The 11,893-nt window shown below is 61.2% G+C and carries 13 protein-coding genes; 4 read left to right on the top strand and 9 right to left on the bottom strand.

Annotation, left to right across the window (positions count from 1 at the left end; all coding sequences use genetic code 11):
* Positions 1 to 51: 51 nt before the first annotated feature.
* The 4 genes from C1X29_RS26485 to C1X29_RS26470 are packed head-to-tail and all read right to left on the bottom strand — an operon-like array spanning position 52 to position 5,052.
* A complete protein-coding gene (locus C1X29_RS26485; protein WP_102718775.1) occupies positions 52 to 1,002 on the bottom strand; it encodes an aldo/keto reductase in 951 nt (316 codons plus the stop codon).
* 22 nt (positions 1,003 to 1,024) lie between these two features.
* Entirely contained in the window at positions 1,025 to 2,443 is a 1,419-nt protein-coding gene (locus C1X29_RS26480; protein WP_102718774.1) for an efflux transporter outer membrane subunit, read from the bottom strand.
* An 18-nt stretch (positions 2,444 to 2,461) separates the two neighbouring features.
* A complete protein-coding gene (locus C1X29_RS26475; RefSeq protein WP_102718773.1) occupies positions 2,462 to 3,928 on the bottom strand; it encodes a DHA2 family efflux MFS transporter permease subunit in 1,467 nt (488 codons plus the stop codon).
* Positions 3,928 to 5,052 (bottom strand): HlyD family secretion protein, encoded by a 1,125-nt coding sequence (locus C1X29_RS26470; RefSeq protein WP_102718772.1) that lies wholly within the window; start codon positions 5,050 to 5,052, stop codon positions 3,928 to 3,930. The genes C1X29_RS26475 and C1X29_RS26470 overlap by 1 nt, the downstream gene beginning before the upstream one ends.
* 223 nt (positions 5,053 to 5,275) lie before the next feature.
* Between C1X29_RS26470 and C1X29_RS26465 the strand changes: the two genes are divergently transcribed.
* Positions 5,276 to 5,899 (top strand): TetR/AcrR family transcriptional regulator, encoded by a 624-nt coding sequence (locus C1X29_RS26465; RefSeq protein ID WP_085747415.1) that lies wholly within the window; start codon positions 5,276 to 5,278, stop codon positions 5,897 to 5,899.
* Positions 5,896 to 6,408 carry a G/U mismatch-specific DNA glycosylase gene (gene mug / locus C1X29_RS26460; protein WP_102718771.1) on the top strand — a complete coding sequence of 171 codons (513 nt, stop codon included), beginning with the start codon at positions 5,896 to 5,898 and terminating at the stop codon, positions 6,406 to 6,408. The genes C1X29_RS26465 and mug overlap by 4 nt, the downstream gene beginning before the upstream one ends.
* Here the strand turns inward: mug and C1X29_RS26455 are convergent.
* Entirely contained in the window at positions 6,381 to 7,013 is a 633-nt protein-coding gene (locus C1X29_RS26455) for a TetR family transcriptional regulator (RefSeq protein ID WP_102718770.1), read from the bottom strand. The two genes, mug and C1X29_RS26455, sit on opposite strands and share 28 nt — an antisense overlap.
* 112 nt (positions 7,014 to 7,125) lie before the next feature.
* On the opposite strand from C1X29_RS26455, the gene C1X29_RS26450 reads away from it, so the two are divergent.
* Both C1X29_RS26450 and C1X29_RS26445 read left to right on the top strand, forming a co-directional pair.
* Complete coding sequence (locus C1X29_RS26450; protein ID WP_102686760.1) at positions 7,126 to 7,782, top strand: O-methyltransferase; 657 nt, start codon at positions 7,126 to 7,128, stop codon at positions 7,780 to 7,782.
* 108 nt (positions 7,783 to 7,890) lie between these two features.
* On the top strand, positions 7,891 to 8,346 hold the full coding sequence (locus tag C1X29_RS26445) for a GNAT family N-acetyltransferase (RefSeq protein ID WP_102718769.1): 456 nt from the start codon (positions 7,891 to 7,893) through the stop codon (positions 8,344 to 8,346).
* A 211-nt stretch (positions 8,347 to 8,557) separates the two neighbouring features.
* Here the strand turns inward: C1X29_RS26445 and yfcF are convergent, their stop codons facing one another.
* The 4 genes from yfcF to C1X29_RS26425 form a co-directional block, all read right to left on the bottom strand.
* Positions 8,558 to 9,190 (bottom strand): glutathione transferase, encoded by a 633-nt coding sequence (gene yfcF / locus C1X29_RS26440; RefSeq protein ID WP_102718768.1) that lies wholly within the window; start codon positions 9,188 to 9,190, stop codon positions 8,558 to 8,560.
* A 133-nt stretch (positions 9,191 to 9,323) separates the two neighbouring features.
* Positions 9,324 to 10,253, bottom strand: coding sequence for a LysR family transcriptional regulator (locus C1X29_RS26435; protein WP_102718767.1), 930 nt, complete (start codon positions 10,251 to 10,253; stop codon positions 9,324 to 9,326).
* Between the two features lie 36 nt (positions 10,254 to 10,289).
* Positions 10,290 to 11,264, bottom strand: coding sequence for a quinone oxidoreductase (locus C1X29_RS26430; RefSeq protein ID WP_102718766.1), 975 nt, complete (start codon positions 11,262 to 11,264; stop codon positions 10,290 to 10,292).
* A gap of 296 nt (positions 11,265 to 11,560) precedes the next feature.
* Positions 11,561 to 11,893 (bottom strand): hypothetical protein (locus C1X29_RS26425; RefSeq protein ID WP_102718765.1); only part of this gene is annotated, 333 nt, incomplete at its 5' end.

The raw sequence follows: 11,893 nt of genomic DNA, 5'->3' as shown, positions 1-11,893 counted from the left end.
GTGGAAAGATTATAGGGGCGACCTCACAGGAGGCCGCCCCTTTGCCATGTGTCACTTTTTACGGGGGATGAAACCGGGCACGCCGGTCTCGACCACGGAATTGAAACGGATCCGCGTCGTGATCTCTTCCTTGATCTCGCGCATCGCTCGGTGCGGCAAAGTCGCGATATCAAAATTTTCCTGAATCCGGCTCGGGTTCGCCGAGGTCGTCAGGAACGCCGTGCCCCGCTGCACCGCCCAGGCCAGGGCCACTTGCGCCGGGGTTTTTTGTACGTGCCGGGCGATTCCGGTGAGTACGGAGTCCTCGAGCACATTCGGCTCCATGCCATGCCCCAGCGGGGCGAAGGCGAGCAGGATGATGCCGTGTTCCTTGCAGAATTCCAGCATCTCCCACTCCGGCAGGTACGGATGGGATTCGATCTGCACCACCGCCGGCTTGATCCGTGCGGCGGCGACGATGTCCTTCAGTGCATCGAGGGTGATGTCGGAAAGGCCGATGGACTTGCAGCGACCTTCATCCACCAGTGCTTCAAGCGCACGCCAAGTGTCGATCAGACGGGTTTCGCCATCGTAGATCACGTGCCCGAACGCATCCCGTGGGTCCTGATCGTCGCCGGGCTGGAAGGCGAACGGCGTGTGGATCAGATAGCAATCGAGATAGTCGACCTGCAACCGCTGGCAACTGGCTTCGAACGCCGGTTTCACCCGCTCGGGGCGATGGTTGGTGTTCCATAGTTTGGTGGTGACGAACACGTCTTCGCGACGGATCTGGCCCACCGCAAACACCTGCGCAAAGGCCTCGCCAATCTGCGCTTCATTGCGATAGCGCTCAGCGCAGTCGAAGTGGCGAAAGCCCACTTCCAGCGCGCACTTGACCGCATCGGTGGTGGTGCTCAAGTCGCGAAACAACGTGCCGAATCCCACGGCCGGTATCGAGCCTGCGCCGTTGTTCAGCGGTAGGCGGGTGTCGCGAAGTTCATCGTGAAAGGCTTCGTAGGTCATGTCGTGTCTCCGGTATCTGCCGTTAAAGAAGGGATGAGGTCTTGCGGGTGGCGAGCTTCTGGTCGAGCACACCCACCGAGTTGCCGCCGAGCGCCACGAACAGGCGCACCGAGTCGAGATAACGCGCGGTCTTCACCTGAATCTGCCCGAGCAGCGCCTGTTGGTAGGCGCGTTCGGCTTCCAGCACCTGCAACAGGCTGGTTTCACCCTGGGCGTAGGCCTGGCGATTGAGACGCAGGCTGGTGTCGGCTGCTTGCAAGGCATCGTCCTGCGCCACGTTTTGCTCGGCGCCGTGGTTGAGCGCCTGCAAGGTGTCCGCGACCTGGCCGAAGGACTGAATCACCGTCTGTTGATAGCGGGCGAGTGACGCGTTGTAGCCTTCGACGGCGCCTTCGCGTTCAGCCTTTAGCATGCCGCCATTGAAGATCGGCGCCGTCAGCCCGGCGGCAAATCCCCAGAGTGCGGCGCCGCCATTACCCGACGCGGCTTGCATCAGCGAGGCCGACAGCTCGACATGCGGGTACAGGTTGGCAGTCGCGACACCGACCGCCGCGCTGGCGATGTGCAGTTCGGATTCGGCTTGCAGGATGTCCGGCCGGGCGTGGGCCATGGCCGATGGCAGGCTGACCGGGATGTTCGATGGCAAGGCGAATTCGTCGAGGCTGAAGTCCGGCGCGATCCAGTCCGCCGGGCCTTTACCGGCCAGAATCGACAACGCATGACGCGCCGCATCGCGCTGCTGGGCGAGGGGTGGCAGCAGCGTGCGATCCTGGGCGAGCCGGGTTTCGGCCAGCGAGACTTCGATTTGTGTGGTGCTGCCGCTCGCCTGGGCCCGGCGCACCAGATCGAGGTTTTTCGCGTCGTTGGCCAGCAGGGTTTCCACGGCCTGGATCTGCGCGTTGGCCGACGCCAGCAGCAAGGCCTGACTGGCAACGTCGCCGGTCAAGGTCAGCCAGGCTGCTTCGTAGCGATGCTTTTGCAGATCGGTCAGCGCTTGCTGCTGTTCGACCGCGCGTTTGTTGCCACCAAAAACATCCAGATCGAAAGCGACCCGTGGCCCTATCCCATAGAAATTGGAGACCACCGGCTCTGGCCCACTGTGGGTTCGCTGGCGACCGGCAGACGCGCCGAAATCCACCTGCGGATAAAGAACACCTTCCGCCGCCGCGACTGAAGCGGCGGCCTGACGAAGGGTTGCGTCAGCGGCGGCCAGTTCGAGGTTGCCGCCGATGGCGCGGCGCACAACCTGATCGAGTTTTGGCGAACGAAACGCGGACCACCAGTCGCCGTTAAGCCGCTGGCCCATCGCGAAATGCTGTTCGGCTGCCTGATCGTAATGCTGCGACGGGCTCTCGGCAGGCCGTTGAAAATCAGGGCCGACGGTGCAGGCGGACAACATCACCAGCATCGCCAGCGGGGTGAAGCGCATAGAAGCTTTCATGGTTCAGACTCCACATTATCAGTTGGCCGCGACCGGCTTGCGCAGGAACATCACCAGCGGACTCACCACGAGCATCGCCAGCATCAGAATCTTGAATTGGCCCATCACCGCGACGAACGCCGCCTGATGGGTGACCAGATGATTGAGGCCTTCGAGCGCCGGCAACGACGTCGGCATGGCCACGCGATAAGGCGTGAGCTGACTGACCAGCGCCGAGTGCATCGCCTGGGTGTTGTTGAAGAAAAAGATCTGCACCACGGCCACGCCGAGGGTGCTGCCGTAAACCCGCATCAAGTTGAAGAACCCAGTGGCTTCCGGGCGCAGTTTCGGGTCGATGGTGCTGAACGCGGTCTTGCTCAGCGCCGGCATCAGAATGCCCAGACCCACGCCTTGGATGAACCCGGTGACGGCCACGGGCGTCCAGTCCATCAGCGGCGAATAACCGAGCATCAGCCAGTTGGCGTACACCACCAGCGCGATGCCGGCGGCGACAAAAAACCGCGCATCGATCCACGCCGGGGCGCGGCCCATCAGCACAAATGCCCCCACCAGTCCGATGCCGCGCGGGACGGTCAGCAACCCGGTGGTGTCCGGCGGATAACCGAGGATTTCATCGAGCATCGGCGAGGTCAGGGCCATGGTCGACAGCAACACGAATCCCAAGGCAAAGAACATCATCGTCGACAACATGAAGTTGCGGTCGCCGAACAATCCCTTGCTGAGAAAGTGGGTCTTGCGGGTCAGCGCATGGACGACGAACAGGTACAGGCCGAGAGCGCTGGCCAGCGCTTCGATCCAGATTTCCGGCGAGTCGAACCAGTCCAGCCGTTCGCCGCGATCGAGCAGCATCTGCAGGCCGATCATGCCGACCGTGAAACTGGCGAAACCGAAGAAATCGAACGTCGGACGCGGGTCTGCTTTCTTCTCGGCGAGCAGCAATGTCACCACCATCAGGATGTACGCGGTCAGCGGCAGGCTGAGGTAGAACATCGGGCGCCAGTCGAAGTACTCACAGATCACGCCGCCGATGCTCGGGCCGCTGACGATGCCGAACAGCACCAGCGCCGTCCATTTCGGACCGAACGCGGGGCGCTTTTCTGCTGGCAACGTCTCCAGGGCGATGGCCATCGACAACGGTGCAATTACCCCGCTGGCCAGACCTTGCAGGAGGCGTGCGCCGATGAATTCCAGCGGTGTGCCGGCCAATGTGCCGAGCCACATACCGAGGGCGAACAGCACCAGTGCCGTCTGGTAAACCCGCTTCAACCCAAAGCGTCCGGCGAGCCATTGCGCGACCGGCATCGTGATCGCGCTCGCGGCCAGATAAGAGGTGAAAATCCATCCGGCCTGATCGTCGGTCATCGACAGACTGCCCTGAATCAAGCGCAGCGCGGCGTTCGGCAACGGCAGGTTGGCTGACTGCATATAGGTGGCGAGCAGGGCGACAAACCGCAGTGCCCGCGCATCGGCTGCTGAGCTGTTCATCACGAATTACCCGCAGACAACAACGACTTGAGCGGATGCCACCACGGCGAGCGATGCCCGGTGTCGACTTTGACTGTGGCGCTGGTGCCGGAAAACAGCGGCAGGGCAGGGTCGGTATCGTCCAGTTCCAGACGCACTGGTACCCGCTGCACCACCTTCACCCAGTTGCCGGTGGCGTTTTCCGGCGGCAACAGCGCGAAGTCGGCACCGGCGCCGGGGCTCATACTGATGACGTGCGCCTTGAACGGGCGATCCGGGTAGGTATCGAGGGTGACGGTCGCGGTCTGACCGGGGCGCATGTGGGTCAACTGGGTCTCGCGAAAGTTGGCCTCGACCCAGATTTCCCGGTCGGAAATCAGCGCAAACGCCGGCGCGCCGTTGTTGACGTAGTTGCCTACCTGCAAATCATCGACTTTGGCGACGATGCCGTCATCCGGCGCCGTGACCGTAGCGAAAGACAAATAGAGCTGCGCTTCGTCGAGCTGAGCCTTGGCCTCGCGCACGGTCGGGTGATTGTCGAGGGCGATGTCCGGGTTACCGTTCAACGCGACGACGGTGTTGGCGATCTGTTGCTCGATGGACGCGATGCGTTGGCGCGAGACTTTCAGGTCGGTTTCGGCGCGCTCGAAAAGCGCCTTCGACACGAACTCGGTGGCGATCAAGGCTTTCTTGCGACCGAACTCTTTCTGGTCGTAATCCGCCGAGGCCTTCGCCGATTGCAGCTCGGCCTGTTGCTGGCGGTAGCTGGCCTTGAGCCCGTCGATGCGCAGGCGTGCGTTGGCCAGTTGCGCTTCGGCCCGGTCGACGGCGATCTGCAATGGCTTGGGATCGATGCGAAACAGCACCTGGCCTTTGCGTACTGGCTGGTTGTCGTCCACGGCGATCTCGACCACTTGCCCGGAAATCCGCGCGTTGATCGAGGCCTTGGCCACGCGGGCATAGGCGTTATCGGTTGAGACGAAGGGCTCGTTGGCGACGTACTGGCCGTAGCCAATCGCGGCGAACAACGCGGGGACGCCCCACATGAAGACCGGGCGCAGCCTCTGCTTGAGCGGCATTTTCGGCGGCGCGTCGACGGGGTGCGCGCGGGCTTGTTCTGCGGTGAGATCTAATGGCTGATTCATGAACGGCTCTCTCCAAAGTGCTGGGCGGCGTTGAATACGGTGCGTCATCAAGTCAGTGCGCGGTGCAGGAGGGGTGCTCTGTTGCCGCTGTTTCGTCGTCGCCAGCCTCGGTTCGAGCGCTGTTACAACAAACCTGCCGATCAAGGAATTTCTGATTCCTTAATTTTGTGCGATGGTGTAAGAATATGAGCGACTCCATTTCCCCGCAAGGAATTTGTACGACATGGCACAAAATAAACCGACAGAAGGAAAAGGCCGTGGCCGTCCACGGGCTTATGACCCGCAAACCGCGCTGCAACAGGCGCTGGGCGTGTTCTGGAACACCGGCTATTCCGGCGCATCACTGGACAGCATCGCCAGCGCCGCCGGCATGAACCGCCCCAGTCTGTACGCCGCGTTCGGCGACAAACACGCGCTCTACATCAAGGCTCTCGACCAATACTGGGCCACCGCCCACGCCGCCATGCAGGCCGCGCTGAACGACAGCAGCCTGACCCTGGAACAGGCCCTGACCGGTTTTTACGAAGGGCAACTGGCGATCTATTTTTCCGGCGACGGCCAGCCACGCGGCTGCTTCGCCATCGGCACCGCGACCACCGAAGCGGTCGAGGACCCGGAAATCCGCAACGTGCTGTCCCAGCGCTTGAGCCAGCTCGATGCCGATCTCGAAGCCCGTCTGCAACGGGCGATCGAGTCCGGCGAACTGAACGGTGATGTGGACGCAGCCGCGCGGGCCATGCTCGCGTCATCGCTGCTGCACAGCATCTCGATCCGCGCCCGCGCCGGTAAATCCCGCGAAGAACTGGCGGGGCAGGCGCGCGATGCGGTGAAGGTGATCTGCGGTTGAACGGGCTTGAGGACATCCTCACTCAAGACCTGTCCGTGGTGTTCTGCGGAATCAATCCGGGTTTGTTGGCGGCAGAGCAGGGCCATCACTTCGCCGGACGCAGCAACCGCTTCTGGCGCACGCTGCATCTGGCCGGCTTCACGCCCCACGAGTTACGCCCGGAAGACGACCGCTCGCTCCTGCAATTCCACTGCGGCCTGACCGCCGTGGTCGAGCGTCCGACGGCGAGTGCGGATCAATTGTCGGCAGAGGAATTCACCGCAGCCGCCGCCAGCTTCGAACGCAAGATCGCTCGTTACGCGCCGCGCTTCGTGGCGTTCCTCGGTAAGGCGGCGTATGCCGGGTTATCCGGCAAAAAGTCGATTGAGTGGGGGCTGCAAGAGGAGACGTTCGGCGGCGCTAAAGTCTGGATCCTGCCCAACCCCAGCGGTCGCAATCTGACGTTCAATCAAACGCAACTGGTGACGGCGTATCAGCAGCTTCAGCGGGCGTCGAGCGCCATCACATAAGCGCTGAACATGTCCGCCATCCCCTCGGCGCGGGCGGTGATTTCCGCGTCGGTGCGTGAGGTGAGTGAAAAATCCTTCCCCACCGAACTGAGCGTGGCCAGGATCAGATCGCAGGCCTGCGTGCGAAGGGCCTCGCTGGCTCCGGGCAGCAACTCCTCCATGAACGTCGCAAAGATCCGCTTGCCCGCCGCCCGCACCTCATGAGCCTCCGGCGCATCACGATAAAGCGGCGCCGCATCACTCAACGCGCCGCGCATCTGCGCCTCTTCGCATTCCGAACGAATGAACGCATGCACCAGCGTGCGCAGGCGTTCCAGCGGCGGCTCTTCATGGTTTCCCAGAATCCGCTGCAGCATCCCGGTGGTCTGCAACCACTCATCACTCTGCAAACGAAACAGAATCGCCGCCTTGTTCGGGAAGTATTGATACAGCGAGCCGACACTCACGCCAGCCTTCTCCGCGACCCGCGCCGTGGTGAAACGCGCCGCGCCTTCCTTGGCCAAAACCTGAATAGCCGCCTGCAGAATCGCCGCCACCAGCTCGGCGGAGCGTGCCTGCTGCGGCTGTTTGCGTGAGGAAATACGGGCGGTCTGGCGATCGGTCATGGGCAGCTCGGGCGTCGGGGCGGAATGCGAATAGCGAACAGAGCCATTCGCTCGCATCATTTAAATGCGACGAATCATTCGCATATTAGCTCTCAACCCACGGAAAACCATCATGACAACCCTGACCACCGAACCGCTGGCGACCCTGATCGAACGCCTCTACACCCAGGCCAGCGCCGCCACCAGCCCGGCGCTGAACAACGTGTCCGGCGAAGAACGCGAACGCCTGATGCACAGCAAAACCGAATACCGCGAACTCTACGCCATGCTCAAAGACCTGTGGCTGCCCGTCTCCCGCGACACCGGCAAACTGCTTTACATGCTGGCGCGCAGCACCCGCGCCAAAGCCATCGTCGAATTTGGCACCTCGTTTGGTCTGTCCACTTTGCATCTGGCAGCAGCGCTGCGGGACAACGGTGGCGGTGTGCTGATCGGCAGCGAGTTTGAACCGTCGAAGATTGAACTGGCTCGGCGTCATTTTGTTGAGGGCGGGGTGAGTGATCTGATTGAAATTCGCGAAGGGGATGCGCTCGTAACGCTGGCTCGCGATCTGCCATCGACTGTTGATCTGCTTCTGCTCGATGGTGCGAAAGCGCTGTATGGCGACGTGCTGAAACTCGTGGAGAGACACCTGCGTCCAGGCGCGCTGGTGGTGGCGGATAACACCGATTACTGCCCGGAGTATCTGGCGCATGTACGCTCGCCGGGGAATGGTTACGTGAGCGTGCCGTTTGCGGATGATATTGAGGTGTCGATGCGGTTGGGGTGAAAGCCGTTGCTGTCCACGTTTTAAAAGAAGGTGACTGATCCACGGATTAATGGATCAGTCCCCATTTTTCGCTACGATCAAGTGATGACGCGCAAGGAGCGGCCCTTGATGGATTACCTGATTCGAAACGCTACGAATGCAGATGCGCCAGCGATCAGTCGAACGATCCTCAATGCTTTGCGCGCGTCGAACGTTAAGGACTACTCCGCCGAAATCATCGAGCAAGTGGCGCAAAGCTTTTCTCCCCCGGCGATCCTTCATCTGCTGACTAAGCGTCAAGTCCTCGTGGCTACAGCCGGCAGCCATATCGTTGCAACCGCAAGCCTGGATCACGACATTGTCCGAAGTGTGTTTGTCGATCCGTGCCATCAAGGAAAGGGCGTCGGAAGACGCCTTATGGAGAGGATTCAATCACTTGCCATCAATGCAGGTCTGAACCAGCTGCGTGTGCCTTCTTCAGTCACTGCAGAAGGCTTCTATGCTTCGCTTGGGTTTGAAAAGGTTCGAGACGAGTTTCACGGTGCGGAGCGCACGGTCATCATGGCGAAGGCATTGGAGCTGTAGGCCTCCGTTGTTTAAAACAAAAACGCCCAAGGGTTTGGCACGTCCTGGATGATTAGGACGGCTTACTGCCTTGGGCGGGATGTGGGTGACGGGAAAGGATACGGCTTGAGGGGCGAGCCCTGAAAGCCGGCGCTTTCTGGTGAATTTGTAGGCACTTGCTCAAGGGGGTGTAGGCTCGAGTAGCAACAGAAAAGCAAAGAAAATGCTGCCGTTACAGTCGAGGTCGTTTCAGCTTGATCCACTCTTGTACTGTCTTGCGCTGCCATTGGCGTTGAGCGTAATCCTCCAGTTGAGCCGGCACAGCGTCTCCGTTGAGTATCAATCGGTTCAGCATCAACGCCAGATCAACATCGGCGATCGACCATTCACCAAAAAGGTAATCCGGATTGTCGGTCAGCAGCCATTGAGCGACCTCAACCAACTTTTGCCTGGCAGCCTCGGCCGACGCTGACAACGGTCCGTATTTCCGTCCATAGAACACGACAAGAGTAGAGCGCTCCTGTCGGATCGGGAGCAGATCACTGCGTAGCCACGCTTGAACTTGCCTCGCTGCCGCGCGTTTTTGTGGATGCTGTGGGTAAACAGGGGTCTGGGGGAACACATCTTCCAGGTATTCGGTGATCGCCGAAGATTCCGACAACGCAAAGTCGCCCTGCACGAGGGTGGGCACTCTTTGAGTCAGGGAAAGACGGGCGTAATCGCTGGCCTGGTTCTCCAGTTTGTCCAGGTCCAGGGTGCTCATTTCGAACTCGATTCCCTTTTCTCGAAGGGCCACATAGCACGACATTGCGTAGGGACTTGTGAATTGAGCATCGACGTAAAGGCGCAGGCTTGAGTCATTCATAGCGTCATCTCCATATGCAGAATGGCCACGCTAAAAGATTGGGCGCTTTAAATAAAATTCATGTTTTTTATGGGGGCATTCCCATCAGGAATGGGCAAAAAGGCCGACACGATTTCCCATCACCGTTTGCAAATCAGCGGGGCGGAGTCATCCAAGGCGCACCCTCGGCAAAAGCGCCCTCGATCCAGTCCTTGAACGCCGTAGTCGTCGCCGTGTTGAACCGCGCCGAAGGCCGCACCAGATAAACCCCCGTGTCCGCATCCAGTTGCCACTCGGGCAGCACCCGCACCAGACGCCCCTCGCGCAGTTCTTTGGTCATCAGCCAGTCGCCGCCGGCCAAAATCCCCACGCCCATGCGCGCGGCACACAGCTGCGCTTCGTTGTCGTTGCTGACCAGTCGGCTGCGGATTTTCAGAGTGTGTTTCTCGTCGCCTCGGGTCAGTCGCCATTCGGGATACGAATGCAACCCGGTAAACCCCAGGCAATGATGATCGGCAAGATCCGCAGGCGTTTTCGGCTCGCCGTGCTGTTGAAGATAGGAGGGCGCGGCACACAGGATTCGGCGGTGATCGCAGAGTTTCTTCGCCACCAGCCGATTGTCCGCCAGCTCGCCGATGCGGATCGCCGCGTCGAAACCCTCAGCGACGATATCGACAAAGCGCTCGGCATATTCAACTTCCAGCGCCACGTTCGGATGGGCCAGCGCAAACGCCGAAACGATATCGCCCAGCCACAGTCGACCCATGGCGGCCGGCAGGGCGATGCGCAAACGCCCGCGAACTTCGGCGGCACCCTCGCGCGCATCCTGCTCCGCTTCGGCGATCAGGCTGACCGCATGCCCGAACCGCGCCACCAGCCGTTGCCCCTCATCGGTGAAGCGCAATTGCCGGGTGGTGCGCTCGATCAGCCGCACCCCCAGCCGCGACTCCAGCGCGCTGAGCCGTTTCGACAACACCGAGGGATGGCGCTGCAACGCCCGACCCGCCGCCGCAAACGAGCCGTGCTCGGCCAGGGCCAGCAGGGTGGCGACTTCATCGGCCTGACGGCTATCGAACAGATCCATGCAACGACAACCCTCGTGGATGACCCGAAAAAAGACTCAAGGCACCAGCACAACCGCCCCCGGCAAACCGCCCCGGTGCAGATCGGCATGGGCCCGGGCGGCGTCCGCCAGCGGATAACGACGCCCGACATTGGGCCGGATGATACCGGCGTCAATCGCTTGCAACACGTCCTTTGCGCGCTGCTGGTATTCCTCCGGCGTGGCGGTGTGGGCCGCGAGGGACGGTCGGGTCAGGAACAACGAACCCTTGGCATTCAAGGTGCTGATCTCGACCGGCGCCGGCGCCCCCGACGCCATGCCGAACGACACCAGCAACCCGCGCGGACGCAGGCAATTCAACGACGCCTCGAAAGACACCCGGCCAATAGGGTCGTACACCACATCCACTTTCTTGCCCTGCGTGATGTCGATCACCGCGTCGGCCAGCGTCGCCGCCTCGAACACCAACACCTCATCACAACCCGCCAACCGGGCCCGCTCGACACTCTCGGCGCTGGACACAACGCCAATAACAAACGCCCCCAAATGCTTCGCCCACGGCACCATGATCTGCCCCAACGCACCGGCCGCGCCGTAGATCAGCACCGCCGAACCCGGCCCGACCGGGTAAGTGGACTTGAGCAAATACTGCGCGGTAATGCCCTTGAACAGCACAGCCGCCGCGTCCTCGAAACTCATACTGTCGGGGATCTTCACCAGCCGATTGGCCGGGTAGAGGCGGGCGCTGGCATACGCGCCGATGGGGCCCGTGGCATAAGCGACCCGATCGCCGACTGCCACGTTGGTCACATCGGCCCCCACCGCCACGACCCGCCCGGCGCCTTCAAGCCCGAGTCCAGAAGGCAACGCCAACGGCGCGGCACCGGAACGTTGGCTCAAGTCGAGCGGGTTGACGCCAATGGCGAGCTGCTCAAGCCAGACCTCGCCGGGGCCGGGTGTTTGCGCGGTGGATTGCTCAAGCTGAATGACTTGAGGCTCACCGGTTTGATGGATGACGGCGGTGGTGACCATGTTGAACGCTCCCTTACGTTGATCGTGGGGAGAGTCTAAAGGCCTGCTTGGGGAGCACTAGTTGGGTTGATTGCAGTTCATATGTGCATTTGATGCAGTAATTGGATCAAGGCTCCGTGGTTCGATTTACTGAAACGCAAACAGCCCGGGCCGACGCCTTCGTCGTTGACGAGGGTGTCGGCCCGGGCTGTTTTGCATTCCATGAACCTCTTGAGCCTCACTTTTTCCTGCAACGGGAGACTCAATAAGTCGCGCTGTAGAAGCCGCCGCGAACGGCTACTACAGCCATCGCCGACTTACGCGACCTCGACGTGATCCAGCGCCTGATTCACCGCCAGCTCGGCAATCATCACGATTTGCGTAATACCGATCGCCGTCTTGCGATGAGACGGATCGAGCGTGGCCGCGAAATTGCTCAGCATCTCACTGGCCGCACCGAGGTTTTCGCTGGCGTTGGCCAGCAGGCATTCGGTGTTGAATTTCGGATTGGCCAGGTACATCCGCTCGGGCTCGTTCAAGGACGACATGATCCCGGCGGCGGGGAAGAGATAATGATCCAGCGCGCGCTCGGCGGCGTCGTGGAGTTTTTTGGAGTTGGGGGATTCGTAGGGGGAGGTTTCTGGTGTTTC

Source organism: Pseudomonas sp. GW456-12-10-14-LB2, assembly GCF_002884345.1.
Lineage (GTDB): Bacteria > Pseudomonadota > Gammaproteobacteria > Pseudomonadales > Pseudomonadaceae > Aquipseudomonas > Aquipseudomonas paraglycinae.
The sequence above is the reverse complement of the archived record's forward strand: the minus strand, read 5'-3'. Positions and strand labels throughout refer to the sequence as shown.

Bases quoted from the DNA above. Each gene is read 5' to 3' on its own strand.
- C1X29_RS26455 (WP_102718770.1), bottom strand. From the start codon at position 7,013: ATGACCGATCGCCAGACCGCCCGTATTTCCTCACGCAAACAGCCGCAG.
- C1X29_RS26485 (WP_102718775.1), bottom strand. From the start codon at position 1,002: ATGACCTACGAAGCCTTTCACGATGAACTTCGCGACACCCGCCTACCG.
- C1X29_RS26450 (WP_102686760.1), top strand. From the start codon at position 7,126: ATGACAACCCTGACCACCGAACCGCTGGCGACCCTGATCGAACGCCTC.
- C1X29_RS26435 (WP_102718767.1), bottom strand. From the start codon at position 10,253: ATGGATCTGTTCGATAGCCGTCAGGCCGATGAAGTCGCCACCCTGCTG.
- C1X29_RS26430 (WP_102718766.1), bottom strand. From the start codon at position 11,264: ATGGTCACCACCGCCGTCATCCATCAAACCGGTGAGCCTCAAGTCATT.
- C1X29_RS26475 (WP_102718773.1), bottom strand. From the start codon at position 3,928: ATGAACAGCTCAGCAGCCGATGCGCGGGCACTGCGGTTTGTCGCCCTG.
- yfcF (WP_102718768.1), bottom strand. From the start codon at position 9,190: ATGAATGACTCAAGCCTGCGCCTTTACGTCGATGCTCAATTCACAAGT.
- C1X29_RS26445 (WP_102718769.1), top strand. From the start codon at position 7,891: ATGGATTACCTGATTCGAAACGCTACGAATGCAGATGCGCCAGCGATC.
- C1X29_RS26470 (WP_102718772.1), bottom strand. From the start codon at position 5,052: ATGAATCAGCCATTAGATCTCACCGCAGAACAAGCCCGCGCGCACCCC.
- C1X29_RS26480 (WP_102718774.1), bottom strand. From the start codon at position 2,443: ATGAAAGCTTCTATGCGCTTCACCCCGCTGGCGATGCTGGTGATGTTG.
- C1X29_RS26465 (WP_085747415.1), top strand. From the start codon at position 5,276: ATGGCACAAAATAAACCGACAGAAGGAAAAGGCCGTGGCCGTCCACGG.